Genomic DNA, 25,613 nt, shown 5'->3' on the forward strand with positions numbered 1-25,613 from the left:
ATGAAAATTTTAATGGATAGATTTAAATACGGAAATGAAACTATTAAAAATCCTCTTTGTGATAATAGTTATTCTTATGGAAGCATTACTGTTGATGAGAATAAGTGTACAGGCTGTAAGGCGTGTATAAAAGAATGTATAGCAGATGCTATTAAATTTACAGATAAAATAAGTATAGATAACAAAAAGTGTATATATTGCAGGGAATGTGTTGACAGTTGTGATTCAAAGGCGTTAACTATGGGCAATGATTATAAACTTGCCCAAATAGAGACTGAGGGAGATGAACTTAAGAAAAAGATTTATAAAAGGTTTAATAGATCACTTATGTTAAGATCCGTTGATACAGGTTCTTGTAATGCATGTATGCTTGAGCTTTCAGGATCACAGAATAATTACTATTCCTTATCAAGATATGGTGTTAATTTTGCAGCATCTCCAAGACACTGTGATGGAATCGTGGTTACGGGGCCTGTTTCCATTAATATGAAGGAAGCGTTACTTAAAACATATCATGCCATGGCTGAGCCAAGGCTTGTTATTACAGTAGGAAGTTGTGCCTATGATGGCGGAGTATTTAAAGAAGGGTATGGAAATTATGAGAGTCTAAATAAAATAATTCCTGTTGATCTTGTAATTCCGGGATGCCCACCATCACCTCAGGGCATTATTTATGGGATGTTGAAGTTGATGGATAGGATATAGGGATGGAGTTGTAAGGTTTAATATGTAGATATCTATAGATGTTAACAAATTTAAAAGTATAAATGATACCTAGAGTTGTGAAATAGATGGTAAGATAGAAGTTTGAGGGATTTTTTGTTAAGGGGGTTGCACCTTTTCGCAGAAATATATTTTTGCGCGTAAATGATGAGAATTTTGCGTATTTGTAAAAAGTGATTGAAGGAAACAGAGGTATTTTTGTCTAATTACATGGAATTTTGAATTTATGCTAATAATAGTATAACAAATACTTCATGTACAGTTATTTACTATATGAAAAATCAACAATTAATAACTGCTACTAAATTTTTTGATTTTTTAGCTGATATGGGTAATATTTCATATAGCATTTTTTCTAATTCTGAGGTAATATATCTTGATTATTCATAGCTAATTCTCCTTTTTATAAGTTTTGTTTGGGTAACCTAACTTATAAAAAGGAGAATTAGCCTTCCTAAAATAATGGTTTCATCTCATACTTTAGGGCTAATTATATCTTACATAGATATGATAAAAGCTGTTGATGAAGTTGTGGTTTTATCTTTTTATATAATCTGAATATTGTTTTCTTATATCTGATAAGTCTTCCAACTTTTTCAAAGCTGTATTCTCCATTTTTAATGCCACACCTACTATAAGGCAATCTAGCAATGCTAAAGGACTAACCATAGAATGAAATTCCCATAAATCACCTCGATAAGTGTATAGTGATATATCAGCCATTTTCAACATTTCTGACACCATTAAATCTGTAAACAATATGGTTTTATAACCTGCTTTTTTTGAATAATCAAGTACTACCTGAGTTTTCATAAGCATTTTTGAAAATCCAAATACAATCATTATATCATCAGAGGTTATGCTTATAAGGGATTCAAATATACTTGAACTACTTTTTTCAATTTACGCTACAATAACTTTATCGTAACAAAGCTTTAACATTATCTATTTAATATTGAGAATATAACAACAAATGGAGGAAATACAATGCGGAATATATATTTTTCTTCAATACTTCTTTGGAATAAATCTTTGGAAGAAGTAATGGAAATAGCCCATAGTTATGAATATGAAGGAGTTGAAATCTGGGCACAACATTTTTGGTTCAAGAATTCTTCTATAAACAGTATTCTTAATTTGAAAGAAAAATACGGTTTGAAGATTTTATGTCACGGAGCAAGCAATGATATAAACATATGCTCCATAAATGAAGGTATTAGAAAGCAATCCATCAAAGAAATAAAAAAATCAATATTACTTTCAAAACGACTTGAAGCAGAGCATATAACTATACATCCTGGAAGAAAAAGTTTTGCAAGCAGTCATTTTGGGTGGTATAAGGAAGTGCTTTTAAATAGCTTAAATGAAATAACGGAATTTTCATTTAAGAATTCTGTTGAACTTTCTATAGAGCTTATGGAGGTGATTCCTAAAGAGTTTGTAACTACACCTGAAATCATGAATGACATAATTATGAGGCTAAAACATCCCATAAAAACTACATTAGATATAGCACATTTGGAAAAAGAATACCTTTTTGAGCTTTACTTAAAACAGCTTAAAAATATAAATAAAATACATATAAGCGATAGACAAGGAAGTAAATATCATGTCACTTTGGGAAAAGGAGACCTTAATTGTAAAGCTATGATAAAAGAAGTTATAAAGCTTGATTTACCTCTTGTAATAGAGGGATATGATAACAGTGATAACATGCAAAAATTTAAAGAAAATACAGATTTTATTAAAAGCTTACTTTAAAATAATTACTAAAAAAGGAGATGTTTTTATGTCAAAGATATTAAAGAAATTAGTTACAGTTACATCTGCATTAATTATGGTAGCAGGATTAAGTGCTTGTTCAACAAGTCAAAGCTCAAATAGCACATCAGAGGTTTCTTCAGAAAAAATTCAAGGGGCAATAACATTATACACTTCTCAGCCAGATAAAGATGCTCAATCTCTCGTGGAAGCTTTTCAAAAGAAATATCCGAAAGCTAAGGTTAACATATTTCGTTCAGGAACTGAGGAGGTTATAAGTAAATTATTAGCAGAAAATGAAGCAGGGGCTGTTAAGGCTGATGTGCTGCTGGTAGCAGATTCTGTGACTTTTGAATCTTTAAAAGAAAAAAAACTGCTTATGCAATATAAATCATCAGAACTAAAAGGAATACCAGAACAATTTGTGGACAAGGATGGAATGTATACAGGAACTAAGATAATTTCAACAGGTATAGTGGTTAATACAAAAAACGTAAAAGATTTACCAGATTCATGGAATACTATACTAAGTGAAAATGCTAAGAATAAAGCTATAATGCCAAGTCCTCTTTATTCAGGAGCAGCAGCTTACAATGTTGGAGTATTAACCAGAACTCAAGGTATTGGGTGGGAATTTTATGAAAAAATTAAAAGCAACAATATAAAGGTTGACAAAGGCAACGGTGGAGTTTTAAAGGCTGTGGCTTCCGGTGAAAAAGACTATGGAATAATTATTGACTATATGGCTGTTAGAGCCCAAAAAGAAGGATCCCCTGTAAAATTTATATATCCAAAAGAAGGGCTACCAGCTATTACTGAACCTATTGGAATAATTGAATCTACTAAAAATGCTGGGGTTGCAAAGGCTTTTGTGGATTTTGTATTATCTGAAGAAGGACAAAAGCTTGCAGCAGATTTAGGTTATGCCCCAATAAAAGATGGAGTTAAAGCTCCAGAAGGACTAAAAGCTTACAAAGATTTGAAGGTATTGAATGCAGATACAAAAGAATTATTAAAAAATAGAGAAGATGATAAGAAAAAATTTTCAAATATATTTAAGTAGCAGCTATGTTAATTTCTTCGCTGTTGTATACAGCGAAGAAATTCATATTTAGTGTAGGAGATAAATATGGAAAAGAAAAACCCTCTAAGGTACTTAATTTATATAATTATTTTATTCATATTTTTTATGCCTCTTTTTAGGCTTCTGATATTAAGTTTCAAAATAGGAACAACCTATGGTTTGGGAAATTATATAGAAATTTTTAAGGACATAAAAACTTATGAATCAATAAGTAACACTATTTACATATCAGTGTTTTCTACAGTTATTTCTCTTTGCTTAGGACTTATTATGGCATGGCTTATAGCTTATACTGATGTTAGACAAAAAAATCTTATGGAGTTTTTTGTACTTTTACCTTTTGTTATTCCCTCATATATCATTACGTTATCATGGACGCAGTTTATGGGGAAAAATGGTATAGTAGAAAAAATACTTTCTTTTTTACCAGGGAATCTAAAACCTTTAGACATGTATAGTTTAACAGGAATTATTTTAGTTATGGGAATTTGTAATAGTTCTTTAGTATATCTTCTTACGGTTAATGTCTTTAGAAGAATTCCAAGAGATCTTGAATGGTCAGCAAGAACTTGTGGATTAAGTGCTTTAAAAACCTTTTTTAAGATAAATCTCCCACTTGCTATGCCAGGAATAATAAGTGGGGGAATTCTTTCGTTTTTAGCTAGTATAGATAATTTTGGTATACCAGCTTTTTTAGGTATACCTGCAGGTATAAGTGTTTTAAGTACATATATATATGAAAGTATTATTGGTTTTGGTCCAAAGGCTTTTTCAAAAGGAGCTGCTATCTCTGTAATTTTAGCTGTAATAGCGATACTGGGAACAGCTTTTCAGGGATTGCTTCTTAAAAAAAGTAATGGCGGTGACACTGTTAAAGAAGATTATAATATAAGATTTTCATTAGGCAAAGGCAGAAAAATAATTGAATTTATAACGTGGATATTTTTAATAATCATAAATATTATACCAATAATATCTATGGTTTTATCTTCTTTAATTAATGCATATGGTATGAGTTTAAATTTCAGCAATCTGACATTAAAACATTACAGTTTTATTTTACATAGTCCAAATGTAAAAAATGCTTTAATAAATAGTTTTATTTTGGCGCTAACATGTACAATTATATGCATTTTCATTGGAACTTTAATTGCTTATATCAAAATAAGGAAAAGTTCTAAAGCTGTAAGATTTATAGAATTAAATATGAGTTTAGCCTATGCAGTACCTGGAATTGTACTTGCTTTAGCAATGATTTTTCACTGGATACAACCAATTCCTGGATGGAAACCTGACATTTACGGTACTATAAAAATAATGGTAATAGCTTATATAACAAGATATTTAATTCTTCAGGTAAAAGGAAGTAGTACAGCTATTTCTCAGGTTGATGAATCTATGGAGGAGGCAGCAATTGTTTGTGGGGCTAATTCTTACTTTAAGTGGATAAAAATATTAGTTCCTATGATACTAACTGAGGTTATAAGTGGTTCCTTCCTTATTTTCATGTCTTCCTTAACGGAGCTTACACTTTCGTCCCTTTTATCCTCTGTGGGTACTGAAACAATAGGACTGACCATTTTAAATTTTCAGCAAGGAGGAGATTTAAATTCTTCAACTGCGTTATCTTCCTTAGTAATATTTATAATTTCTTTATTATATTTTTCCCTTAAAATTGTTCCAAAATTTAAATTTAAAGGTGGTAGAATATGAGTACAGAAATAGTTAATGTTAGCAAATATTTTGATGATTTTAAGGCTTTAGATAATATCAATCTTACAATTGATCAGGGGGAATTCATTGCAATATTAGGGCCTTCTGGATGTGGAAAGACCACATTATTAAGACTTATAGCTGGCTTTGACTTTCCAAGTCAAGGAGAAATAAAAATAAATGGGGAATTAGTTAGCAGTTCAAAAAAATTTCTGTCTCCTGATAAGAGAAATATAGGTATGGTTTTTCAATCTTTTGCTTTATGGCCGCATATGACAGTTAAAGAGCACCTTTATTTTCCTTTAAAGTACCATGGTTTTGTATCCAAAAAGCTAAAAAATGAAAGAGAAAAACTGGTTAATGAAACATTAAACATTATAGGTCTTAACTACTTTTCAGACAGATTACCTGGACAATTATCAGGAGGGCAGAAACAAAGAGTAGCATTGGCTCGTGCAATTATAGCAAGACCTTCTCTTTTATTAATGGATGAACCCTTAAGTGCATTAGATGCAGAGCTTAAAATTGAAATGAGAAGAGAGATACAAAATATTCATAGATTAACTAAAACAGCTATTGTGTATGTTACTCATGATCAGAGTGAGGCGTTAGCAATGGCAGATAGAATTGTAATAATGAAAAATGGTAAGATAGAGCAGATAGGAAGTCCAAAAGATATATATCTAAATCCAAGAACAGAATTTGTTGCAACTTTTGTTTCAAAAGCTAATTTAATAAAAGGGGAATGGAAAGATAATATTTTTTGTATAAATGTTGGAACAAAGCTTATACAGTGGAATGATGATGGAGTTTCACAAGAGATAAAAAATAAAAATTTATATAATGTAAGACCAGAACAGCTTAAGTTATCCAGAGAAGAAGAGGGAATACCAGGAGTTATAAGAAATGTTCAGTATCAGGGAAAAGAAACTCATTATAATGTAGAAGTGTTAAATCAATTAATAACTGTATATGATACTGGTTTTAACAATTATATACTGGGAGAAAAAATAAATATACTAAAAAACAAAGCAGAATTTCAAAATTGAATAATATAGCTTCTTAATCTTAGCAACAAAATAAATTTACATCCTTTTAAATATGTTTACTGAAGCCTGACCCTTTGGAATTATGTTTGAATAGAGGCTCCTGTGATACAGGATCTTGCAATGGCTGTATGCTTGAGCTTTCAGCTGCACAGAATAACTATTATCCCTTATCAAGATATGGTATTAATTTTGCAGCATCCCCAAGACTTTGTGATGGAATTGTAAAGTTTGATCTATAGCTTGAAAGTTAAAGTTTGTAGTCATGAAGATAGGATGGGGTAACTTTACTAAAGGATATGTTTCCTGTGACAGGGCATGTGGAGTGCTATGTACTGCTATATAAGAAGGAGTATTATGATAAGGAAGTTAAGGATAAGATTAAGGTTGAAGTGGTAACGGAAGTATAAAATAGAATAAATAAAGGGTTAGGTATAATAAAAACATTCAATTTGTGAATTGAATGTTTTTATTATGGCTAAATTAAGGGTAATTATATCAGTCTTTGTTAAAAAAGAATGTGCTTGTTATTTTACAGAACAAGGCTCTATCAGTCATTATTGCTGTAATGTTGATAGAGTCTGTTTATTTTTTGAAAAAGAAGAAAAGGAGAGATGTAAGTATTTTGAGGATTGTGTTCTTAACTTGAATGCTGATTTAGAAAGAGGATATAATGCAGAAATTGATATTATATCTATTAAAGCAGAAGAAGAAAAGCCTAAACCAAGAATTAAGTGTAAAAGATGTGGTAAAAACATTGAAGCCAATTCTAATAGACAGGAGTATTGCGAAAGTTGTAGGAAATATATAAAAAGGGAACAGGCAAGATGTAGGCAACGGAAAAGGCAGGAAAAAGGTAATGTGTCACGCTTTAGAGAGGGCTGAAAGCTAGTAATATCAAGGGTTGTAAAATTCAAAAATGAGAGTTACATACAAATATACCTTAACCATATTTTTGAATTTTCTAATGTGTGACATTGGTGGGTTATGGTATAATTGTTATTGTTTAAGAAATTATTAAGTCATAGTTGTAAAATATGATGAATTAATAAGGGGGTGGAACGAGTAAAGAATAATAACAAAAATAAGATTTATACTGTAATATATAGTTTAATATTTTTATCTATTATTGCTTTATTTACTTTTAATAAAAGTAATCTTGTATGGCACTCTAATGCTAGCAGATACATTGATAAAATATATAATCAAACTATCAGTGTAAAAAGTGATACTAAATCTTCATATAAAGGTAAGAACTATAGAATTATATTTGGTACTTCAAGAGATAAGAAAGATGACCTCTATTTACAATGTTTTGAAGAAAAATTAAATGGGCTTTTTTATGAACCAACTTATGGAGCATATCAAGGAAAAAGTAAATCACTATATGGAATGACAAACCACTATATATATGGTGAAAATGACAGTTTTTTTGTTGTGTATGGTTATAATAAGGAATTCAAGGCGAATAATTTTAGTTTAAGAAAAACAAGTGACGGTGAATGGATAACTCAGGATATATCCAAGCAAGAATATTTTTTATACACCTATACTAATATTGAATATACCAAAATAGTTTTTAAAGATATACACAATAATGACATAAGTGGGATGTTTAATGGTTGGTAAATTGAGTTCCATGAAAAAAGATTTGAAAATAAGCATAAGTTTGTAGAAGCTATATATGAATTAATTAACGTGTTAAAAAGTAATGGGGTAAAAATGGATTCAATAGTTTTTTGGTATAATGATGATAAAAATGTTTATGAAGTTAAATTAGAAGGTGAAGATATTAATAGGAATATTGATAAGATATATGAAAATGTTGAAGCAATTAAACAAATAAATAACTAAAATGACTACGCAAATTTCTTAATAATGTAAACTAACAAAAAATAATAAGCAAAATCAGGCATCCACTTGGATGTCTTTTTATATTTCCGAGGGATTGTAATTGCAGCATAAAGGAGCAATATCAATAACTCAAAACAAAATTAAAGGAGGAATTTTTTATGGAAGAAAACAAAGAAATTAAAACAAATGAGGGGACAGAAAATCTGGACACTCAAAGTAGTAAGGAGTTTAATATTGAAGGGATATTAAATCATCCTGAATTTAAAAAGTATATGGAATCTTATGTTGATAAAAGAGTAAGCGAAGCAGTTAAAACTAATGAAAAAAAGCTTAGACAGAAATTTGATGAGGAAAAGAAAAAGTCAGAAATGACACAAGAGTAATTATTGCAGCAAAAGGAAAATGAATTAAAAGACAGAGAATTAAAATTAGAAAAGATCCAGTATTTCAAGGATAAAAATTCTATGCAGATCTTCAGATAACTACTGGTATTGAATTTGATACAGTAACAGCTAAAGCAGATATTGACGATACAGATTATATAGATAATGTAGCTTTTGTTGGAAAATCAAAATTAGGAAAAGCAATAATAATTATAATCAAAAATGCACTTGGGCTTGAAGATATTGAAATGGCACTTAAAGATGATGATGAAGTTGTAAGTGATGTTAAATTTTATGGTACATATGATACAGCAAATGATGAAGAACCTTGGGAGATAAGATAGGGAAAGTAGGGATATGAAATATAAGTAAATTAGTGTATAATTTGTATATATGTTTTGTGATGGAATATATAAAATAGATTGGAGGATTAAGGAGTGTTTAAAAAATTTATAACCTTCGGTGAAATGAAAGCAAAAAATATAGTTGAATATATTTTTGGGACAGGACTTATTATTTCAATATATTCATCATACTTTCAGAAATCAAGTAAGCAAGGAGTTTCCTGAGATAAAAGCTTTTATTATGGAAATGTATAATACAGTAAAACCTTATTTTGATACTCTTACAAGTACAATTCAAACATATCTTGTACCGGTCTTTAACAGCCTATGGAGTTTAATTCAGCAGTGTATGCCTGCTATTAAAGAAATAATTAAAGTGGCATTTGAAGCAGTGGTCATTTCTATAAATATTGCTATAGATATTATTAATACTGCTATAAAAGTTATAGCTGGCATCTAGTTGGAGAAGAAGGAGTAGAGCTTATGAATTCTAAAGGTGGAGAACAGGTTTTAAATCATAAGGATACTAAAGATATACTTAAAGGTTCAAGTGGACTAACAATAAATATAGAAAAATTCGTTAACAACAGAAAAGAAGATATTCAGGCTCTAGCAGAAGAACTTGAATTTTATAGACAACAGAGAAGTCTTGCAAAAGGAGGTGTATAATTTATGCTTCCTTATTTTATTTTTAACGGTGAAAACAGTAGTGACAATAATATCATAGTAAATAAGCTCCCAGATATAGAAAGACCAAAAGCTAGAGTTGAAAAGTTAACTGTAAGCGGCAGAAACGGTTATTTAACTCAAAGCGATGGAACTTATGAAGGGGTTATAAAGACAGTAGAATGTACTTTGAATAATGGAAACATAGAACACATATGCAGCTGGCTTAATGGTACTGGAGAAGCAATATTTTCAAATGAACCAGATAAGAAGTATAAAGCAGTAATTATAAATGCAATACCTTTTAATGAGATACTTTCAAAGTTACATAAATTTGTTGTAGTGTTTGATTGCCAACCATTTAAATACAAAGTAGATGAGCCTTTAATAACAGTAATTTCAAGCAATACTACAGTTATTAATGAAGGAACTTTTCAAAGTGAACTTGTAATCAAAATTTATGGTAGTGGAGATTTAAGTATAACTATAAATAGTGAAACTGTTAGCATTAAAAATGTTAATGAGTATGTAACAGTAGATTCAGTCTTAAAGGACTGCTATAAGGATGATGTTTTAAAGAATTTTGATATGACTGGAGACTTTCCTGTGTTTAATTGTGGAGATAACGTAATAAGTTTTTCTGGAAGTGTGATGAAAATTGAGATACAGGTTAATGCTGTGTGGATATAAATAACTTTATAGTAATTATGATGAATAATTGTTATAATTATTACATTACAATGGAAGATCATTTTAAATTACTCGTAAAATATAAAGGGGGATAACTTTGAAAAGCAAAAATTCAATAATTAGGTTTATACTTGGAGTATTAATAATTATATTAGCCATAAGTGTATTAATGGGTAATGCTGATAGTAAAGTGATAATGCCTTATATGCTTACTTGTTTAGGTATTTTTCAAATTTTTAATGGTTTATACTTTTACAAGAAAGAGAAAAAATCAGATGGAATACTATTAATTTTATCAAGTATATTTATTTTTGGTGTTGTAATTAAAATTGTAGCATTATAACATTATTATATTATGGGCTTTTCTTATTCAGTGACACACTTGTTAGATATCACAAAGAAAATATTATTTATATTTGACACAGGGGGAGCATTCACATGGAATATATAAACATCAACGGGAAAGAGTATCAATTTGTTATTGGATACGGGAAAAACAATGAACTCAGAAAGAGTTTAAATGATTTAACTCAAAAAATATTTTGATTTAATTTTGAACAGTGGTATCAAGATGGATATTGGAAAAATCAGTATATACCATATTCGTTGATAGATGGAGATAAGATTGTTTCTAATGTGTCTGTCAATGTAATGGATTTTAAAGTTTTTGGAGAAGAAAAAAGGTATATTCAATTGGGAACCGTGATGACCAAGCCCGATTACAGAAAGCAAGGCTTATTGCGTGTGCTGATAAAAAAAGCGATTACAGATTATCGGGGCAAATGTGATTTAATCTATTTGTTTGCGAATAACTCCGTACTTGATTTTTATCCTAAGTTTGGATTTAATGAATTAAATCAATATCAATGTGTAAAAAAGGCGGATGCAATTCATACAGATGTTTCTGTCAAAAAGCTGAATATGTCTGATGCAAACAGTAGAAGCTTCGTAATTGACAAGGTGATGCAGGCCGTTCCTGTTTCTAAAGTTTCTATGTGTACTAATGCAGAATTAATTATGTTTTATTGCACCTTATTTATGAAAAACAACGTTTACTATTTGGAAGATTATGATGCTGTTATAATTGCAGATTTTACGGAAGACACAATGAAAGTTATGGATATTTTTTGTACTAAAAATGTTCCATTAGATAGAATACTGAGCTCATTGACAAACGAGAACGTAAAAAGAATAGTTCTTTTCTTTACCCCTGAAGATACTTCCTCTTCTTACGAAACAATATTGCTTAAGGGTGAGGACACTCTGTTTGCAATGGGAAAAGACCTGAAATTGCTTAAAAGCAATCAATTCATGTTTCCAAAATTGTCTCATACATAATTGAACGGAGATTATGAGCATAATTAAGTAGCATTTAATATGTCGTTCAATTCTTAAAGGTTTCATAAATCATAATATCCATGATATTTGAATATTAGTAATTTAAGATGAAGGTAGGGGGTTAAGATTGACGTGATATACTAAAGTTGTAACACTAATGTCTAATAATCTATTATAATAAGATTTAAGAAAGTGGTGTTACAAATGGCAAATAAGAAATATGATAAAGTATTTAAACAAAAGATAGTTAAATTACATTTAGAGGAAGATAGAACCTTAGCGAGCCTTGCAAAAGAATACAATATTGCAAAATCTACACTTACTGGCTGGATTAAGAGTTTTAGTGAAGAATGTATGGAGTCTGAAGATAAAGTTTCTCCTAATATATATGAAGAAATTAAGCTGTTAAAAAAGCGTGCAGCTGAACTTGAAAAGGAGAATGCTTTCCTAGAAAAGGCGGCAGCCTTCTTCGCCAAAGAGATAGACAATTAGTTTATCAGTTCATTGAGTTAAACCAAGTAGAATTTGGCGTTAGATGGCTTCTGAGACATTTTGACATATCTCCCAATGCATATTATAACTACCTAAAACGTAGAAAATCAGCTTACAATCAACATAAACAATTAATACAACAGCAAATTAAAGAAATTTTCCACAGTAAAGATGGAAAAATGGGATATAGAATGATAAAACTCTCGTTAGAAAAACAAGGAACTAATGTGAGTCTGTTAACTGTACACAAATATATGAAGGCATTAAATCTTAAGTCGATCTCTTTCAGAAAAAAGCCCAATTATGTAAAGGGTACTCCTCATAAAGTATTTAAAAACCTATTAAATAGGGATTTTACAGCATCCAAGAAGAATTTAAAGTGGTGCACAGATTTTACATAATACTTCAAAGGCTTTTACTGTATTCTGTGAAACTAATAAGATACAGCAATCTATGAGTAAAGCAGGATGTCCATATGATAATGCTCCTATGGAATCTTTCTATGGAAAACTTAAGAGTGAACATCTAAGTCATTACAATATTAAAAATATTGCACATTTAGATGAGTTAACAAATGACTACATTTTTAGGTATTACCATCACAAAAGACCACATAGTTCTTTAGGCGGGCTAACGCCTTTTCAGAGAAGGTATCTATAAAAATTAAACGAACTTAGTGTTACAATTTTACTTGACTAGGTCAATAACAAGAACAAATAAAACGACCCAATATTGGTCGTTTTATTTGTAAACTCTAAAGTTTGGTGCAGCATTATTCCATTTGACCTGTGTTGACTAGGTAAGTGAACATCGAGTAATCAGCTAATACTTGATTGTAGTAGTTTTCAGATAACGTTGATACTGTTGTTTTAAATTGAGGCCAAATTGCAATTGCATTTAGCGCTCCTGCTTCAAAATTATAATTAACATAAGTTGTATTATAATCTTTGTCTGATCTAGCGTGTGCATAAGCTAATGCTTTTGCTGAATATTTGAGAAAATCTTCAATATCGGAACGTGATTTGAAATCAGTGGAATCAAAACTGTTTTTGAACGGTGAGATTCGCGTAACTCTGTACGATTTACCGCCGAAGGTTTCAACACCAAGATGATCATCTACACGGATACCGTCTGCTTTTTGAGCGGTTTTGGAACGCTGGGCATCATTAATAAACCAGGAATTATATTGTGATTGAGAGATGCTGCCTTCCAAGAACATGCTTGGTTTTTTTTGTTCTTTAACCTCAAGAATCTGATCATCACTGTTAGAACTTGTACTTCCTTCAATCAATATATAAAATTTGTCAACGCCTAAACTTCCTAAACCTGAATTTAAGCGTCGGACAACATCCTTAATGGTAAAATAGCTGCTGCCTTTTGAAGTATAAAAACTTCCAATATCATTTAGATAAGTATAATAATTCGAAGTGATGTTAGTTCGCTCTGTGGATGTGACTCCGGTTAAATCAGTGTTTGCCATATTGAATACACGTTTGCTGTTCGAAATGGTAGTCCATTTATTCAATAAATCGGACAAACTTTTTGAGCTTTTTAAATTTCTCATTCTATCTTGAACGAAGCCGCTGGTCAAATAGCTTTCATCTAATTGAGTTGTAGTTTCGTTGTTATTTCCATTGACTTCGTTTAAGGTGTCTTGATATTTCTGTAGGAAATAAGTGGTTAAATCACGTTTATCCTGCATTGACAAGTTTACGTTGGATTCGCCGGTCATAAGAAAAATACTTGTACAAAAACGGATTAAGTCCCAGTAAAATGGTGCAACGTACGATTCATCTGAATCATTTAAGTCAAAAATGACTTCTCCGTTCTTATTTTCGAAAAATCCTATATTCTGTGTATGGAAATCGCCTTGAATCCAGGTATTAATATTAGATGTGGTTTTCCATTGGCTTGGTACGTTAATTACGCCTGAGCCAAGGTCGCTGTAATAAAGATGGTTGGTTGCCCGGAAGAAATTAAACGCTGAGGTTGACATTTGAGTGTATTTGTTTTGTTTGACATTTGAGTCTGTAATAAATGCATTGGCACCCGTTATTTGTTGTTTAATATAGTTTTGTCTGGTTAAAGAACTGTCGGCAGAATAAACTGTAGTAATCTGTAAAGTGATAATTATGGTGGAGACCAATAAAGCTAAGAATTTACTCCATGTTCTTTTCATTTCAGATCCTCCTCTAATATTATAGAAATATAGTAAATTTAGCATTATATTATAATCTAGCAATTAACCATATGTTAAATGTGTATTAAATTATAATGGGCCCAAGAAATTAGACAAAAAACTTCGCATTCTTAGTTAACGGATTATTTGTAAAATTAGTATTTGATGGTATAATATTCCTAAGAGTTGTGTCAACTTCGTAGATAATTATGAATTTTTATGGTTGTTATATATACATTTAACATATAGTTTGGTAATGAATGAAATTTATGAAAACATTAGAGTTTCTGCAGAGTTGATTAAAAAGGGAGGATATATTATGAAAAAGGTATATTTTAAAGCTATTGATTCATATTTAAAAACAGAAGAAATTAGTATAGCGGCTGCCGAAATTTTAAATGAAATAGTTAAAAATGAAAATTTAAATCTTGAAAAATTCATACCGCTTAAAGTACACTTTGGAGAAAAGGGAAATAAAACTTTTATAGAGCCTAAAAATTATATTGGAATTATAGATTACTTAAAGGGGAGGGATATAGAAAGTGCATTTATCGAGACAAATGTTATATATAAAGGAGAAAGACTTACTAGAGAAAAACATATAAACATTGCCAAGGAACATGGCTTTATTCAGCTTCCAATAATAATTGCAGATGGTGCACATGGAGAAGATTTTGAAAATGTAGAAATAAATAAAAAGAATTTTGATAAGTGTAAAATAGGTAAAGAGATAGTAAAACAAAAACAAATTATTATTTTAAGTCATTTTAAAGGACATGCATTAGCTGGTTTTGGAGGAGCCATAAAGCAGCTTGCCATGGGCTGTGCTTCAAGAGGGGGAAAGCTTGCACAGCATTCAAGTTCAGTTCCTAAAATAAACTACTTTAAGTGTAAAGCTTGTAGTGCCTGTGCAGTAAAATGTCCTGAAAATGCAATAATTATTAATAAAAAAGCAAAAATTAATAAGAAAAAATGTGTAGGCTGTGCATCTTGTATGGCAATATGTCCTCATGGCGCAATTTATAATAGCTGGTTTGGTTCCATAACAAAGTCATTTAATGAAAAACTTGCGGAATATGCCTATGCAGCTGCAAAAGATAAGAATTTTATTTATATAACTTTTGCTTTTAATATTACAAGACAATGTGATTGTGAAGGTCATAGTATGAAACCAATAGTAGAAGATATTGGATTATTTGCATCAACAGATCCAGTAGGCATTGATCAGGCTTGTCTTGATATGCTAGATAAAACACAGGGTAAAACTGTATTCAGAAGAGGAAGATATACTCTTGAATATGCAGAAAAGATAGGCTTAGGTAGCAGAAAATATGAACTTGTTGAAGTAAAATAAAGCTCTTTTCGTGGGAACATCCATAGATTTGTGTAAATCAAATCTATGGATGTTCTTTTTATGATTGTATAGCTGGTAATTATGAAAACAATAACTATAAAATGTTTTGGTAGTGTCAAAAGTTTATGAAAAACTATAGGATAGTAAATTTTTAGGTAATCCATAAATAAAGAGGAGGTGTGCTATGAAACTAAATAGAAAACCCAATAGATTAATAAATGAGAAATCTCCATATTTACTACAACATGTTCATAATCCTGTTGATTGGTATGCATGGAGCAAAGAGGCTTTTGAAAAAGCTAAATCAGAAGATAAGCCTATATTTTTATATCATAAAACATCTAGTGCTAACATGAATCTGCTATATTAGGTATAGATAGGCCAGCTAAAAATTCAAGTTTATCTTTATGGTTAACAATGATTTCAACTATTTGCTCATTATTAGGATAAACCACGTGCTTTGATTCTTTTGAGTTTTTTCAATCATAATAGCCTTCTTATTAAAAGATATTCGTTCCAGCTCATGGACATGTTAATCCTACATTAGGATTAACAAAGGAATTGGTAGATCAAGGACATGATGTTACCTATTTAGTTTCAGAAGAATTTAGAGCAAAGATAGAGGCTACTGGTGCAAAATTTGAAAGTTATGAATTTGATTTAACAAAACCATTTACAATAAAGAATACAAAAAGTATATATGATGCTGCACTTAAGCTTGCGAAAGATTGTGATTGTATAGTATATGAAATGATGTTCTTCTTAGGTAAAGAACTTGGAGATAGATTAAATAAACCAACCGTACGTTTATATTCATGTTTTGCTTGGAATAGGGAGATATCGCAAGCTGTATTTAATAACTCTGGTTTTAAGCTTAGATTACTGGGAAATAGGCGTTTTAGGAAAGTTGCATTCTCAAGAGCACTTAAACAGTGGAATACAAAAACAAATGACGTGATAGATGAAATAACAGATAACCCAGCTGATCTTAATATAGTCTATACTACACGTGAATTTCAAGTACAAAATAAAAAATTTGATGATAAGCTATATAAATTAGAAGTACTTAAACGTGCAAATTTATTTATTACACACGGGGGAATGAATAGTACAAGCGAAGCAATGTTTTATGGAGTCCCATTAGTAGTTGTACCACAAGCTGCTGATCAACCTATAGTAGGAAACCGTATTTTAGATTTAGAATTAGGAAAAGTAATTAATAAAAATGAAGTTTCAAGTGAAAAACTTAGAAAGAGTGCAATTGAAATACTAAGTAATTCAAAGTATAAAGAAAATATGGATAAAATGAGAGATAAGATGATAGAAGCGGGTGGAGAAAAAGCAGCTGTTAAAGCAATAGAAGAATTAATAAATAAAAAATAATAACTTTAACAGTATATGTTAAGATAACGAAATAATATGCTAATCAATGTTATTTATTGCTATTGCAATGGGAGCTGCAAGTGGGTGCTCTGTTATTATCTCTCAAATGTTTGGAGCAAAAAAACTAAGAGATATGAAAACTGCAATATCTACATCTATTTTTTCTATAACTGTACTTAGTATTTTACTATCACTTTTAGGATTAATTTTTTGTAATCAAATTATGGACATTATGCGAAAGATGTGGTAAAAACATTGAAGCTAATTCTAATAGACAGGAGTATTACGAAAGTTGTAGGAAATATATAAAAAGGGAACAGGCAAGATATAGGCAACAGAAAAGGAGGGATTAATACAAATATAACTTAACCGTATTTTTGAATTTTCTAATGCGTATCACTGGGGTTTTATGGTATAATTGTTATTGATTTTAAGAAGTTATTAAGGCACAGTTGTAGGAAATGGCGAATTAGAATGATAATTTAAGGGGGATTAGTATGGTTATAGAAAAATACCCGCTACAAGTGTTAATTATAGAAAGTTTATGCTTTTTATTAATTTCTCTATACATTATTCACATTGGTGCGACTCCATTTTACATATTACTTATGGGGCTTTATGCCTCAATTGCTAAAAAACCTATTGAATATTGCAGAGCAATGAAAAGTAGCAATAAACTACAATTATTTGGTTGCTATGTAATTGTATTGTTCTTCGCAATGAGTGTTATATGGTATATAGAATACCTTGGCGAATTAGAAATTCAAAGATATATTAACAGTCATAAGTAGCGATTTATATTATCTAACTGGGATTTTGCTGAATGAGTTAATTTACACCTTTCTTATATCGTGAACAATCGTAAGATAGGACTAAACCGCTGTGCCAGCGGTGGCGGCAGCCCGTCTATATCAAACTGTAGCTAAAAAATAAAGCGGTACTATTTTTCAATAAAGTACCACTTCACTTATATATAACACTTCTTTATCATTTAACTTGCGACAGAAAAAAGTATAAAGGAGTGTTTATATGTCTGAATTAGAAAATAAAATGAAATTTGAAATGGAGCTTAGAGGTAAGGGGATTGGAACAAAGGTATTAAAAGAAGCATTAAGAATTGGATTTGAAGATTTCCGGTTTGAAAAGATAACACTTGGAGTATATGATTTTAATGATAGTGCTATTAAATGTTATGAAAACGCAGGATTTACGAAAGAAAAATTTATAGAGAATGTAAGTAAATCATCAACAGGTCATTGGAATTTATATGAAATGGCTAATTCAAAAAAATAAATGACTAATAAAAATAGGTAGGTTAGGTCACATTCTTCTTTTATGGTTTATTAATCATAAGTCTACGAGATTTGGATATTAGTAATTTAGTGTGAAGTAAAGATTATTTATATAACAAGAAGCAACGGATAAAATGAGATTCCGTTGCTTTTGCATTTTTAGCAATAATTATAAGTTTAATTAGCTGAACTTAGAGTAACTGCATACTTAAGTGTTCTTACCATCTGGCTTACAAAAGAGTTTTCATTATCAAACCAGGCAGATACCCTTACCTGATATTCATCTGGATGAATCTGGCTTACCAAAGTCTGCGTGGCATCAAATATGGAGGCATAAGTATTGCCAATAATATCAGAGGATACATATTCTTCTTCCGTATAGCCGAAGGATTCTGATGATGCATCTTTCATGGCCTTATTAATAGTTTCTGCCGAAATATCTCTTCCGTATATAACTGCAGTAAAGGTGATGTAACAGCCTGTAGGGATAGGTACTCTTACTGCAGGCTTTAATGCAGTCTGCATAACGATATGTACCTTGTGTGGTATCATACTTTAACAGATAAGCCAGCATATCCGGTTCGGATATATCATTGACTGCAGTTACTTCGAATTCCGGTGAATCAAATATTTGTCTGAACACAAGACGTCCGATACGCCCAAATCCGTTGATTGCTATTTTAGTTGCCATAAATAATTCCTCCTAAGTCTGTTGATATTATGATTAATCATCATGCTCCAATCAGATATACGATAAGATTGATAATCTGTGGAAAAAAAGTCATTACAATAACTGCACGTAGTACCTGCATGATTATAACATCCGTATTTTCCACACCCATGTCAGCGGAAATTAGTGCCATGTCGGAAGCTCCTGCCGGAGTTGTTATGAGCATGGATTCTTTTCTTGTAAATCCACAGGTTTTTTTGATTATCATGCCTGTAAAAAAGCAGTTTGCCATATAGCCAAGCACAATGATTATTAGCGGAATCAGAAGGTACCTAAGTTCCAGCACGTCATCCAATACGATAGTGCTGCCAAGATAACAGCCGCTTAGAACTTGGGCACATTTTTTTGCCCAGCGTGGTATGTAAGCAAAATCAAACACTAATTTTAGGATAAGTACTGCAATAATAGGGAATACAAAGGAACCTGATGGAATGCCAGTCATTTTGCCTAATATGCCTGCGATGGCAGCAATGATGAGGGTACATACAAAGGACTGCCAGGATTTTGTTTTGGACTTTTTACGCTTCTCAGTATAGGCTTCCCTTTCACCGTCTTTTTTGATAGCCTTTTTTCTGTTATCATAAGCAAGTATCAAGGCGGGAAATACACCTATGCCTAATATCTGCCTGACCGTCTGCATGACGGCTATCTTTGGTGCATCCGCTCCCATGTCTGCTGCTATGATAGGTGTATCGCTGATACCTCCCGGAACAACAGACATAAGTGAAGTCACAAGATCCAATGGGCTTACCACGTATATAAGGAAACCTGCTGACAGATTCAGCACAAGAAGGCCCAACAGCATGATGATGGCAGGCTGAACTATTTTGGGAAGCCTTTTTACATCACTTTTTTCCATGACGCATCCGATAAATGCTCCAGCGATTATTTGTACAAACAGTTTGGTCTGTTTCGGTATGTATGTGGTTCCAAAGAAAATGTTAAGTGCAGCAACGCCTACAATGGCACCAACCATCAGACCGCCGGGGATTTTCATTTTGGCTGCGGCAAGTCCGAAAACACTTCCGATAGCTAATGTTAAAAATAAATAAAAAAGATTCATTGTATGTTCCTCCGATTTCAGATTTTATATCTCAATTCATATCGATTCATACTTGCAACATACAAAAATGTGTGATACAATACGAAATGAGATATAAATGTATAAAAATAAGTTTTTAAGTATAATAATATATCAATTCACACAGAAAATCAATATAGATTTTATGATATAAGGTAAATTGGAGGATGTCCATGGACGAAAAAAATGCTTTATCTACACAGGAAGTTGCAGATATGCTTCATGTCAGCAAGAGCACAATATACGATTTAATTAAAAGAGGAGAAATACGTTCTTATAAGGTTGGAAGGAAAGTGCGCTTTACGGAAGATGATGTGAAGGAGTATATTTCCCGTTCAAGGGACAGTCAGTCCGTTATGAGCACATCTGCTTCTGATAGGCCAGGTTTCAGCCTTACGGGAGGCGATAAGAAAACTGATGGGTTTATCATATGCGGACAGGATTTGATCCTGGATGTGCTTTCTAACTATATGAGACTTCATGGCGTTCCTGCACTCAGGGCTTATATAGGAAGCTATGACAGTCTGGTATCCCTCTATAGGAATAAGATTAATGTGGCATCAGCGCATTTGTGGGACAGTGATACTGGCACATATAATATTCCTTATGTCAGAAGGCTTCTTCCTGGAATTCCAACAGTTGTCATTCATTTGACCTGCCGCATGCAGGGTCTATATGTCCAGAAGGGTAATCCAAAAGGAATTACCACATGGGCAGATTTTGGACGGGATGACATTACCATGATTAACAGGGAACAGGGAGCTGGTTCAAGGGTGCTGCTTGATGAAAATTTAAGACTTCTCGGAATATATGCAAGCTCCGTCAAGGGATACGAGAATGAAACCCAGTCACACCTGGCAGTTGCCAGTGCAGTCAGCAGTGGTAAGGCTGATGTGGCAGTAGGTAACGAAAAGATAGCAAGGCAGGTGGATAACATAGAATTCATCCCACTTCAGAAAGAAAGATATGATCTGGTTATCAAAAAAGAAGACCTGCACACGACAGAAATTGAAACCTTGCTGAAAATCATCCGCTCAGATGCATTTAAGAATGAGTTTGGACATATAGGCGGGTATGATACAAGTGAGATGGGTAAAATTGTTGCAGAGATATAATTTAACTTTATGCAATAATAGGCGAATAATGAGCATAATCTTTAGTATACAGTTAGGTCACATTCTTCTAATTTGTCGTACTTATGTAAAATATTAAATAAATATATGTATATTGAAGGCTAAAATGTAGTTAAAAAATCTACATTTTAGCTTTTTTATTTTAAATCATAAATTTTAGATGGGAGGCGGTGGAGATAGTGATAGCTCTAATGCTCAAAGTCCTAAAATAAATGATATGTATTCTGTGGATTTGATTTTGCAAAGTTTTATGGGGCCGAATTTGAAGGGAAAATACATGTTTATCATGCACGTTAGTACACATGGCACTTCCTAACAAATGGTTTAATGAAATCAGGTGGGGAAAGTATGGAATACACGGAACCAATCGACCACACACTATTGGCTCGGAAGCTTCCCCTGGCTGCATCAGAATGTTAAACCCAATTCTAATTGGTTTAATAATTGGGTCTAGTTTTATCATCCTGCTGCGTTTCTAGTTCGAAGAATTCCCTTACTGATTTTGCTATGGATTCTGCAATCTTTTGCTGATAGCTTTCATTCTGCAGTTGAATTTCTTCATTATAATTTGATAAGAATCCGCATTCTACGATTACAGAGGGAATTTCGCAGTAACACCTCAATATTTTATATAGGTTTCCTGCAGGTTGTTCCTCTCTTTTATTATTATTATCTAAATCATTCCTTAAATTTTTTTGTATTATTTGTGCTAATAATTTACTTTCATCAGGCTTGCAGTACCAGACCTGTGCACCATAATATTTACTTTGCGGAAAGAAATTTTGGTGGATGCTTATAAATAGATCACAATTTGAGTCTCTCTTCAAGTTACAACGGTTATTTAAGTCCTCGCGCTTCATTTTTTCTGCTGAATTTTTTGAAGTATAAAGCCCTTTATCTTCATCTCTGGTCATTACTACTATATATTCGTTTTCTGTTAATTTATCCCTTAATTTAAGGCTTATACTTAGGTTAATATCTTTCTCCAGTGTACCTCTCTTAGAAACAGCACCTCCATCCATTCCACCGTGTCCCGGGTCAATTAGTATAACCTTTTTCAAATTATCGGGAGGAGTTGCAGTGGAAGAAACAGAAGTTTCCTTTGATTTAGCAATGTAAGTGCTCGTTAAAGAGAGTAATGTTAAAGAAAGTATTATTAAAATTCTTCTAAAGTTCAATGTAAACACCTTCTTTATTTAAAGCTATTACATTAATTTTGTGTAATATTTTAATTTTTAGTAATAACATATTTATCATGTTTATACAGAATAAAACACTTTATGAAAGAATATTTATATTTATTTAAAAGCAATATATAGTAATAAGAAAGCATAGAATGTCTTAAACATACTATGCTTTCTTTTAATTTAAGGCTTTATAAATGTTTAACAACAGAGCTTCAATGCAAGTTCACTTAAAGTAAATTCTCTTGTTCGTCTGTAGAATCCACGTATTGCTGACCAATAGGCTTTTGCTTCTTCTTTATTATATTTAGAAACTAACATTGTGATACTGTAAATAACTCCATTCATAACTTAATGATGTGTAAATTGTGTTTTTTCTATTGAGGAATAAGTTCTAGAAAAGAAGCATAAGTATATATGAAAAGGAGCATAAGTATATATGAATTTTGATACTAGAGAATTTAAAATCTATCCATGGAGAATTGGTAGACTATAATAATAAGATTTAAGTCGGAGGTATAAAAATTTGAAAGGTAATGACTACTGTTCTATACTGCAGGATAAAGAAAGCACTGCACTAACCCTAGTTAAAGAGGCAATTAACGTTATTAGCAGTAGGCAGCGCCAAAAGATTAATGCCATTTGGTTGGAAGCTACAGGTTGCTCAGGTAATATAATTTCTCTTCTAGATGCCACAGACCCTGATGTAGTCTATTTTTTAAAAGAGATGGTTAATCTAACCTATAATAACAGCATAATGGCAGAAGATGGAGAGAGAGCTTTTGAGGAATTTCTAAGAACCTTAGAGACTGAATTCATTTTACTGGTGGATGGAGCAGTTTCGTTAAAAAAGAATGGCTACTATAATATTATAGCTAAATATCAGGGCAAAGAAATTACAGCTTTAGAGGCAGTCAAAATGGCAGGGGCAAGAGCTAAATATGTCCTGGCAGTTGGCACTTGTGCTTCTCATGGTGGAATTTCTGCTGCCAGTCCTAATCCATCAGAAAGTGTAAGTATAAGTAAGGTGCTTCAAAGAGAAGTTATTAATCTGCCGGGGTGTTCATGCAATCCCGCCTGGGTCATCGGAACCTTAGGACATATCATCGCCAGAGGAAAGCCGGAGCTCGACAGCCTTAAAAGGCCAATTTTGTTTTATGGAGTGACAATTCATGACCGTTGTCAAAGAAGATCCTTCTTTGACAACGGAATTTTTGCAAGAAAGCTTGGAGAAGAGACTTGCATGTTCAAGCTAGGCTGTAGAGGCCCGGTGACAAGGACGGATTGTCCAATAAGGCAGTGGAATGGTCATGTAAATTGGCCCATTGGCAACGATACCCCCTGCATCGGCTGTGCAAACTTTAGTTTTCCGGACGGTATGGAGCCTTTTGTAAGATATTAATTGTATAGGAGTAAAGAAATGAGTACTAAAATATCAATTAATCCAATAACTCGAATAAGCGGCTTTATGGAGATACAAGTAAAGATAGAAAATAATAAAGTGGTAGAGGCTAAAAGCAGTGGGCTGCTGTTTAGAGGCTTTGAAAAGATGCTTATAGGAAGATCACCTTTTGATGCTATATATTTTACGGAAAGAATATGCGGAATTTGCTCTACTGCTCATTCCATTACTTCTACACTAGCACTGGAAGATGCTTTAAAGATTTATCCAAATCAAAATGACAAAATGCTTAGAGATATCATTCACGGCTGGGAGTTTATTCAAAACCATCTACGTCATTTCTATCTTTATACTCTTCCGGATTTTGTTGTAACTCCAGAGGTTCAACCTGTATATTCAAATGGAAATTACGATTTAAGGTTACCGGATAATTTAAACAAGAAGATATCTCAGGACTATTTGGAAGCTATGAAATACAGTAGTTTAGCTCATCAAGGTTTAGCTGTACTTGGGGGAAAGGCACCCCATAACCATGGAATTTTTGTTGGAGGGGTAACAGAAAGACTCGATGCTTCAAAATTCACTCACTTAAAGTCATTAGTTTACAAAATCAAAGATTTTATAGTCAATAAGATGGTTGAGGATGTTTATATTATAGCTGATTACTATAAGGACTACTTTGCAATGGGACGAGGTTATGGAAATTTGATGAGCTATGGTGCATATGATACCTATAAGGAAAAAGAACTGTCCTATGTCTATCCGGGTATTTTACTCAATGGTATGATTAAGTCCTTTGAACCATCAAAGATAACTGAAAGCATATATAATTCTTGGTATGCAAGACAAATGGTAGATTCTGATTTGTTTAACGAAGATACAGTACCTAACCTTGATAAACCACAGGCATACAGCTGGGTTAAGTCACCACGGTACGAAGGTAATGCAATGGAGGTTGGTCCTCTGGCCAGGATGATTCTAAGCGGTAATTATGAAAATAAAATATCAATGATGGATAGAACTATAGCCAGAGTTCTGGAAACAAAGAAGGTAATAGAGATAATTGAAGGTTTGCTGGAAAGAGTTAGTTTTGAAGAAGTTGGCCAAAGGGTATATGAGATACCGAATAGTGCAAGAGGAGTAGGGCTCGCAGATACCACCAGAGGTTCATTAGGACACTGGATATCTATTGAAAATAAGAAAATAAATCACTACAATATAATTACCCCTAGTGCTTGGAATTGTTCCCCGACAGATTTCAATGGAATAAGGGGAGTAATAGAACAATCACTTATAGGAACTGAAATTCAAAACCCTGCGCGGCCTGTTGAAATCGGAAGAATCGTTAGGTCTTATGACCCATGCATTTCCTGTGCTACACACGTAATAAGTGATAGATTTAATCCAGTCGAAATAATAGTATGAGTATGAAATTTATTGCCATAGGAAACAGATTAATAAGGGGAAGATTAAGGTTGAAGTGATAACGGAAGTTTAAAATAGAATAAATAAAGGGTTAGGTATAATAAAAACATTCAATTTGTGAATTGAATGTTTTTATTATACCTAAATTAAGTGAAATTATAGAAGCTATAAATGGTCAGCAGGAATTACTTATAGAATTTGATGATAAAATATTTAATGCATTGGTAGAGAAGATAGAGATTCTTGAACCAACGCATTTTGTTTTTGTGTTAAGAAATGGAATAAGGATGGAAGAAATATTGGAATAACAGAATATTTTATGAATGTAGTGAAAAAATTAGACTATTTAAGTTATA

Annotated in this window: 32 protein-coding genes and 3 pseudogenes; 30 read left to right on the forward strand and 5 right to left on the reverse strand. The window is 32.0% G+C overall.

Going from position 1 to position 25,613, the window contains the following annotated elements; genetic code table 11:
• Window positions 1–705, forward strand: a complete 705-nt coding sequence (gene nuoB / locus HGI79_RS00115) for an NADH-quinone oxidoreductase subunit NuoB (RefSeq protein WP_185648697.1) — start codon at window positions 1–3, stop codon at window positions 703–705.
• 555 nt (window positions 706–1,260) lie between these two features.
• On the opposite strand, the gene HGI79_RS00120 is transcribed toward nuoB, so the two are convergent.
• Window positions 1,261–1,566, reverse strand: a complete 306-nt coding sequence (locus HGI79_RS00120; protein WP_185648698.1) for a hypothetical protein — start codon at window positions 1,564–1,566, stop codon at window positions 1,261–1,263.
• 144 nt (window positions 1,567–1,710) lie between these two features.
• On the opposite strand from HGI79_RS00120, the gene HGI79_RS00125 reads away from it, so the two are divergent.
• The 18 genes from HGI79_RS00125 to HGI79_RS00200 all read left to right on the forward strand — a co-directional run bounded on the left by HGI79_RS00125 (window position 1,711) and on the right by HGI79_RS00200 (window position 12,754).
• Window positions 1,711–2,484, forward strand: coding sequence for a sugar phosphate isomerase/epimerase (locus HGI79_RS00125; protein WP_185648699.1), 774 nt, complete (start codon window positions 1,711–1,713; stop codon window positions 2,482–2,484).
• 28 nt (window positions 2,485–2,512) lie between these two features.
• Window positions 2,513–3,547 (forward strand): ABC transporter substrate-binding protein, encoded by a 1,035-nt coding sequence (locus HGI79_RS00130; RefSeq protein WP_185648700.1) that lies wholly within the window; start codon window positions 2,513–2,515, stop codon window positions 3,545–3,547.
• Between the two features lie 66 nt (window positions 3,548–3,613).
• The gene (locus HGI79_RS00135) at window positions 3,614–5,281 is read left to right on the forward strand and encodes an iron ABC transporter permease (RefSeq protein ID WP_185648701.1); all 1,668 of its coding nucleotides are present in this window, start codon (window positions 3,614–3,616) and stop codon (window positions 5,279–5,281) included.
• Window positions 5,278–6,330, forward strand: coding sequence for an ABC transporter ATP-binding protein (locus HGI79_RS00140; RefSeq protein WP_185648702.1), 1,053 nt, complete (start codon window positions 5,278–5,280; stop codon window positions 6,328–6,330). Before HGI79_RS00135 ends, HGI79_RS00140 begins: the two co-directional genes overlap by 4 nt.
• A gap of 74 nt (window positions 6,331–6,404) precedes the next feature.
• Entirely contained in the window at window positions 6,405–6,569 is a 165-nt protein-coding gene (locus tag HGI79_RS00145) for a hypothetical protein (protein ID WP_241428093.1), read from the forward strand.
• 232 nt (window positions 6,570–6,801) lie between these two features.
• Window positions 6,802–7,212: a hypothetical protein gene (locus tag HGI79_RS00150; protein ID WP_185648703.1), complete on the forward strand. Its 411-nt coding sequence runs from the start codon at window positions 6,802–6,804 to the stop codon at window positions 7,210–7,212.
• Between the two features lie 171 nt (window positions 7,213–7,383).
• Window positions 7,384–7,956 carry a hypothetical protein gene (locus HGI79_RS00155; RefSeq protein ID WP_185648704.1) on the forward strand — a complete coding sequence of 191 codons (573 nt, stop codon included), beginning with the start codon at window positions 7,384–7,386 and terminating at the stop codon, window positions 7,954–7,956.
• A gap of 93 nt (window positions 7,957–8,049) precedes the next feature.
• Window positions 8,050–8,181 carry a hypothetical protein gene (locus HGI79_RS23070; RefSeq protein WP_278046667.1) on the forward strand — a complete coding sequence of 44 codons (132 nt, stop codon included), beginning with the start codon at window positions 8,050–8,052 and terminating at the stop codon, window positions 8,179–8,181.
• Between the two features lie 158 nt (window positions 8,182–8,339).
• Window positions 8,340–8,564: a hypothetical protein gene (locus HGI79_RS00160; RefSeq protein WP_241428095.1), complete on the forward strand. Its 225-nt coding sequence runs from the start codon at window positions 8,340–8,342 to the stop codon at window positions 8,562–8,564.
• A 437-nt stretch (window positions 8,565–9,001) separates the two neighbouring features.
• Window positions 9,002–9,133 carry a hypothetical protein gene (locus tag HGI79_RS23075; RefSeq protein WP_278046668.1) on the forward strand — a complete coding sequence of 44 codons (132 nt, stop codon included), beginning with the start codon at window positions 9,002–9,004 and terminating at the stop codon, window positions 9,131–9,133.
• Between the two features lie 16 nt (window positions 9,134–9,149).
• Window positions 9,150–9,368 carry a hypothetical protein gene (locus tag HGI79_RS00165; RefSeq protein WP_185648705.1) on the forward strand — a complete coding sequence of 73 codons (219 nt, stop codon included), beginning with the start codon at window positions 9,150–9,152 and terminating at the stop codon, window positions 9,366–9,368.
• Between the two features lie 23 nt (window positions 9,369–9,391).
• Window positions 9,392–9,577: a hypothetical protein gene (locus HGI79_RS00170; RefSeq protein ID WP_185648706.1), complete on the forward strand. Its 186-nt coding sequence runs from the start codon at window positions 9,392–9,394 to the stop codon at window positions 9,575–9,577.
• Between the two features lie 3 nt (window positions 9,578–9,580).
• Window positions 9,581–10,264, forward strand: a complete 684-nt coding sequence (locus tag HGI79_RS00175) for a distal tail protein Dit (RefSeq protein WP_185648707.1) — start codon at window positions 9,581–9,583, stop codon at window positions 10,262–10,264.
• 97 nt (window positions 10,265–10,361) lie between these two features.
• Window positions 10,362–10,607, forward strand: a complete 246-nt coding sequence (locus tag HGI79_RS00180) for a hypothetical protein (protein ID WP_207725658.1) — start codon at window positions 10,362–10,364, stop codon at window positions 10,605–10,607.
• A 251-nt stretch (window positions 10,608–10,858) separates the two neighbouring features.
• Window positions 10,859–11,602: a GNAT family N-acetyltransferase gene (locus tag HGI79_RS22585; RefSeq protein ID WP_395939486.1), complete on the forward strand. Its 744-nt coding sequence runs from the start codon at window positions 10,859–10,861 to the stop codon at window positions 11,600–11,602.
• A gap of 204 nt (window positions 11,603–11,806) precedes the next feature.
• Entirely contained in the window at window positions 11,807–12,094 is a 288-nt protein-coding gene (locus HGI79_RS00190; RefSeq protein WP_185648708.1) for a transposase, read from the forward strand.
• A gap of 134 nt (window positions 12,095–12,228) precedes the next feature.
• Entirely contained in the window at window positions 12,229–12,495 is a 267-nt protein-coding gene (locus tag HGI79_RS23595) for an IS3 family transposase (RefSeq protein ID WP_395939487.1), read from the forward strand.
• 40 nt (window positions 12,496–12,535) lie between these two features.
• Window positions 12,536–12,754 (forward strand): integrase core domain-containing protein, encoded by a 219-nt coding sequence (locus HGI79_RS00200; RefSeq protein WP_313885163.1) that lies wholly within the window; start codon window positions 12,536–12,538, stop codon window positions 12,752–12,754.
• Between the two features lie 112 nt (window positions 12,755–12,866).
• Here HGI79_RS00200 and HGI79_RS00205 read toward each other — a convergent pair whose 3' ends face one another.
• Window positions 12,867–14,273, reverse strand: coding sequence for a DUF2252 family protein (locus HGI79_RS00205; protein WP_185648710.1), 1,407 nt, complete (start codon window positions 14,271–14,273; stop codon window positions 12,867–12,869).
• A gap of 319 nt (window positions 14,274–14,592) precedes the next feature.
• On the opposite strand from HGI79_RS00205, the gene HGI79_RS00210 reads away from it, so the two are divergent.
• The 6 genes and pseudogenes from HGI79_RS00210 to HGI79_RS00235 all read left to right on the forward strand — a co-directional run bounded on the left by HGI79_RS00210 (window position 14,593) and on the right by HGI79_RS00235 (window position 18,303).
• Entirely contained in the window at window positions 14,593–15,627 is a 1,035-nt protein-coding gene (locus HGI79_RS00210; protein WP_185648711.1) for a DUF362 domain-containing protein, read from the forward strand.
• Between the two features lie 184 nt (window positions 15,628–15,811).
• Window positions 15,812–15,955: pseudogene (locus HGI79_RS00215) on the forward strand (DUF255 domain-containing protein); the annotation flags it as partial.
• Between the two features lie 233 nt (window positions 15,956–16,188).
• A complete protein-coding gene (locus HGI79_RS00220) occupies window positions 16,189–17,010 on the forward strand; it encodes a nucleotide disphospho-sugar-binding domain-containing protein (protein WP_207725659.1) in 822 nt (273 codons plus the stop codon).
• 46 nt (window positions 17,011–17,056) lie between these two features.
• Window positions 17,057–17,260: an MATE family efflux transporter gene (locus HGI79_RS00225; protein ID WP_185648713.1), complete on the forward strand. Its 204-nt coding sequence runs from the start codon at window positions 17,057–17,059 to the stop codon at window positions 17,258–17,260.
• 247 nt (window positions 17,261–17,507) lie between these two features.
• The gene (locus HGI79_RS00230) at window positions 17,508–17,801 is read left to right on the forward strand and encodes a hypothetical protein (protein WP_185648714.1); all 294 of its coding nucleotides are present in this window, start codon (window positions 17,508–17,510) and stop codon (window positions 17,799–17,801) included.
• 238 nt (window positions 17,802–18,039) lie between these two features.
• Window positions 18,040–18,303, forward strand: coding sequence for a GNAT family N-acetyltransferase (locus HGI79_RS00235; RefSeq protein ID WP_185648715.1), 264 nt, complete (start codon window positions 18,040–18,042; stop codon window positions 18,301–18,303).
• A 176-nt stretch (window positions 18,304–18,479) separates the two neighbouring features.
• Here HGI79_RS00235 and HGI79_RS00240 read toward each other — a convergent pair.
• Window positions 18,480–18,993: pseudogene (locus HGI79_RS00240) on the reverse strand (glyceraldehyde 3-phosphate dehydrogenase NAD-binding domain-containing protein).
• Window positions 18,994–19,033: 40 nt separating this feature from the next.
• On the reverse strand, window positions 19,034–20,095 hold the full coding sequence (locus HGI79_RS00245) for an AbrB family transcriptional regulator (RefSeq protein WP_185648716.1): 1,062 nt from the start codon (window positions 20,093–20,095) through the stop codon (window positions 19,034–19,036).
• Between the two features lie 191 nt (window positions 20,096–20,286).
• Between HGI79_RS00245 and HGI79_RS00250 the strand changes: the two genes are divergently transcribed.
• Together HGI79_RS00250 and HGI79_RS22590 are read left to right on the forward strand one after the other, a co-directional pair.
• On the forward strand, window positions 20,287–21,228 hold the full coding sequence (locus HGI79_RS00250) for a helix-turn-helix transcriptional regulator (protein WP_185648717.1): 942 nt from the start codon (window positions 20,287–20,289) through the stop codon (window positions 21,226–21,228).
• A gap of 320 nt (window positions 21,229–21,548) precedes the next feature.
• A pseudogene (locus HGI79_RS22590) lies at window positions 21,549–21,668 on the forward strand (L,D-transpeptidase family protein); the annotation flags it as partial.
• A 15-nt stretch (window positions 21,669–21,683) separates the two neighbouring features.
• On the opposite strand, the gene cwlD reads toward HGI79_RS22590, so the two are convergent.
• Entirely contained in the window at window positions 21,684–22,424 is a 741-nt protein-coding gene (gene cwlD / locus HGI79_RS00260; protein ID WP_185648719.1) for an N-acetylmuramoyl-L-alanine amidase CwlD, read from the reverse strand.
• Window positions 22,425–22,956: 532 nt separating this feature from the next.
• On the opposite strand from cwlD, the gene HGI79_RS00265 reads away from it, so the two are divergent.
• The 3 genes from HGI79_RS00265 to HGI79_RS00275 all read left to right on the forward strand — a co-directional run bounded on the left by HGI79_RS00265 (window position 22,957) and on the right by HGI79_RS00275 (window position 25,565).
• Window positions 22,957–23,832: a hydrogenase small subunit gene (locus tag HGI79_RS00265; protein WP_185648720.1), complete on the forward strand. Its 876-nt coding sequence runs from the start codon at window positions 22,957–22,959 to the stop codon at window positions 23,830–23,832.
• An 18-nt stretch (window positions 23,833–23,850) separates the two neighbouring features.
• Window positions 23,851–25,257: a nickel-dependent hydrogenase large subunit gene (locus HGI79_RS00270; RefSeq protein ID WP_185648721.1), complete on the forward strand. Its 1,407-nt coding sequence runs from the start codon at window positions 23,851–23,853 to the stop codon at window positions 25,255–25,257.
• Between the two features lie 122 nt (window positions 25,258–25,379).
• Window positions 25,380–25,565 carry a hypothetical protein gene (locus HGI79_RS00275; protein ID WP_207725670.1) on the forward strand — a complete coding sequence of 62 codons (186 nt, stop codon included), beginning with the start codon at window positions 25,380–25,382 and terminating at the stop codon, window positions 25,563–25,565.
• Window positions 25,566–25,613 lie beyond the last annotated feature (48 nt).

The organism is Clostridium sp. DJ247 (genome assembly GCF_014231265.1).

Excerpts from the sequence above, each read along its gene's own strand:
- nuoB (WP_185648697.1), top strand. The coding sequence starts at position 1 with ATGAAAATTTTAATGGATAGATTTAAATACGGAAATGAAACTATTAAA.
- HGI79_RS00120 (WP_185648698.1), bottom strand. The coding sequence starts at position 1,566 with ATGATTGTATTTGGATTTTCAAAAATGCTTATGAAAACTCAGGTAGTA.
- HGI79_RS00125 (WP_185648699.1), top strand. The coding sequence starts at position 1,711 with ATGCGGAATATATATTTTTCTTCAATACTTCTTTGGAATAAATCTTTG.
- HGI79_RS00130 (WP_185648700.1), top strand. The coding sequence starts at position 2,513 with ATGTCAAAGATATTAAAGAAATTAGTTACAGTTACATCTGCATTAATT.
- HGI79_RS00135 (WP_185648701.1), top strand. The coding sequence starts at position 3,614 with ATGGAAAAGAAAAACCCTCTAAGGTACTTAATTTATATAATTATTTTA.
- HGI79_RS00140 (WP_185648702.1), top strand. The coding sequence starts at position 5,278 with ATGAGTACAGAAATAGTTAATGTTAGCAAATATTTTGATGATTTTAAG.
- HGI79_RS00150 (WP_185648703.1), top strand. The coding sequence starts at position 6,802 with ATGGCTAAATTAAGGGTAATTATATCAGTCTTTGTTAAAAAAGAATGT.
- HGI79_RS23070 (WP_278046667.1), top strand. The coding sequence starts at position 8,050 with ATGGATTCAATAGTTTTTTGGTATAATGATGATAAAAATGTTTATGAA.
- HGI79_RS00160 (WP_241428095.1), top strand. The coding sequence starts at position 8,340 with ATGGAAGAAAACAAAGAAATTAAAACAAATGAGGGGACAGAAAATCTG.
- HGI79_RS00165 (WP_185648705.1), top strand. The coding sequence starts at position 9,150 with ATGGAAATGTATAATACAGTAAAACCTTATTTTGATACTCTTACAAGT.
- HGI79_RS00170 (WP_185648706.1), top strand. The coding sequence starts at position 9,392 with ATGAATTCTAAAGGTGGAGAACAGGTTTTAAATCATAAGGATACTAAA.
- HGI79_RS00175 (WP_185648707.1), top strand. The coding sequence starts at position 9,581 with ATGCTTCCTTATTTTATTTTTAACGGTGAAAACAGTAGTGACAATAAT.
- HGI79_RS00190 (WP_185648708.1), top strand. The coding sequence starts at position 11,807 with ATGGCAAATAAGAAATATGATAAAGTATTTAAACAAAAGATAGTTAAA.
- HGI79_RS00205 (WP_185648710.1), bottom strand. The coding sequence starts at position 14,273 with ATGAAAAGAACATGGAGTAAATTCTTAGCTTTATTGGTCTCCACCATA.
- HGI79_RS00210 (WP_185648711.1), top strand. The coding sequence starts at position 14,593 with ATGAAAAAGGTATATTTTAAAGCTATTGATTCATATTTAAAAACAGAA.
- HGI79_RS00225 (WP_185648713.1), top strand. The coding sequence starts at position 17,057 with ATGTTATTTATTGCTATTGCAATGGGAGCTGCAAGTGGGTGCTCTGTT.
- HGI79_RS00230 (WP_185648714.1), top strand. The coding sequence starts at position 17,508 with ATGGTTATAGAAAAATACCCGCTACAAGTGTTAATTATAGAAAGTTTA.
- HGI79_RS00235 (WP_185648715.1), top strand. The coding sequence starts at position 18,040 with ATGTCTGAATTAGAAAATAAAATGAAATTTGAAATGGAGCTTAGAGGT.
- HGI79_RS00245 (WP_185648716.1), bottom strand. The coding sequence starts at position 20,095 with ATGAATCTTTTTTATTTATTTTTAACATTAGCTATCGGAAGTGTTTTC.
- HGI79_RS00250 (WP_185648717.1), top strand. The coding sequence starts at position 20,287 with ATGGACGAAAAAAATGCTTTATCTACACAGGAAGTTGCAGATATGCTT.
- HGI79_RS00270 (WP_185648721.1), top strand. The coding sequence starts at position 23,851 with ATGAGTACTAAAATATCAATTAATCCAATAACTCGAATAAGCGGCTTT.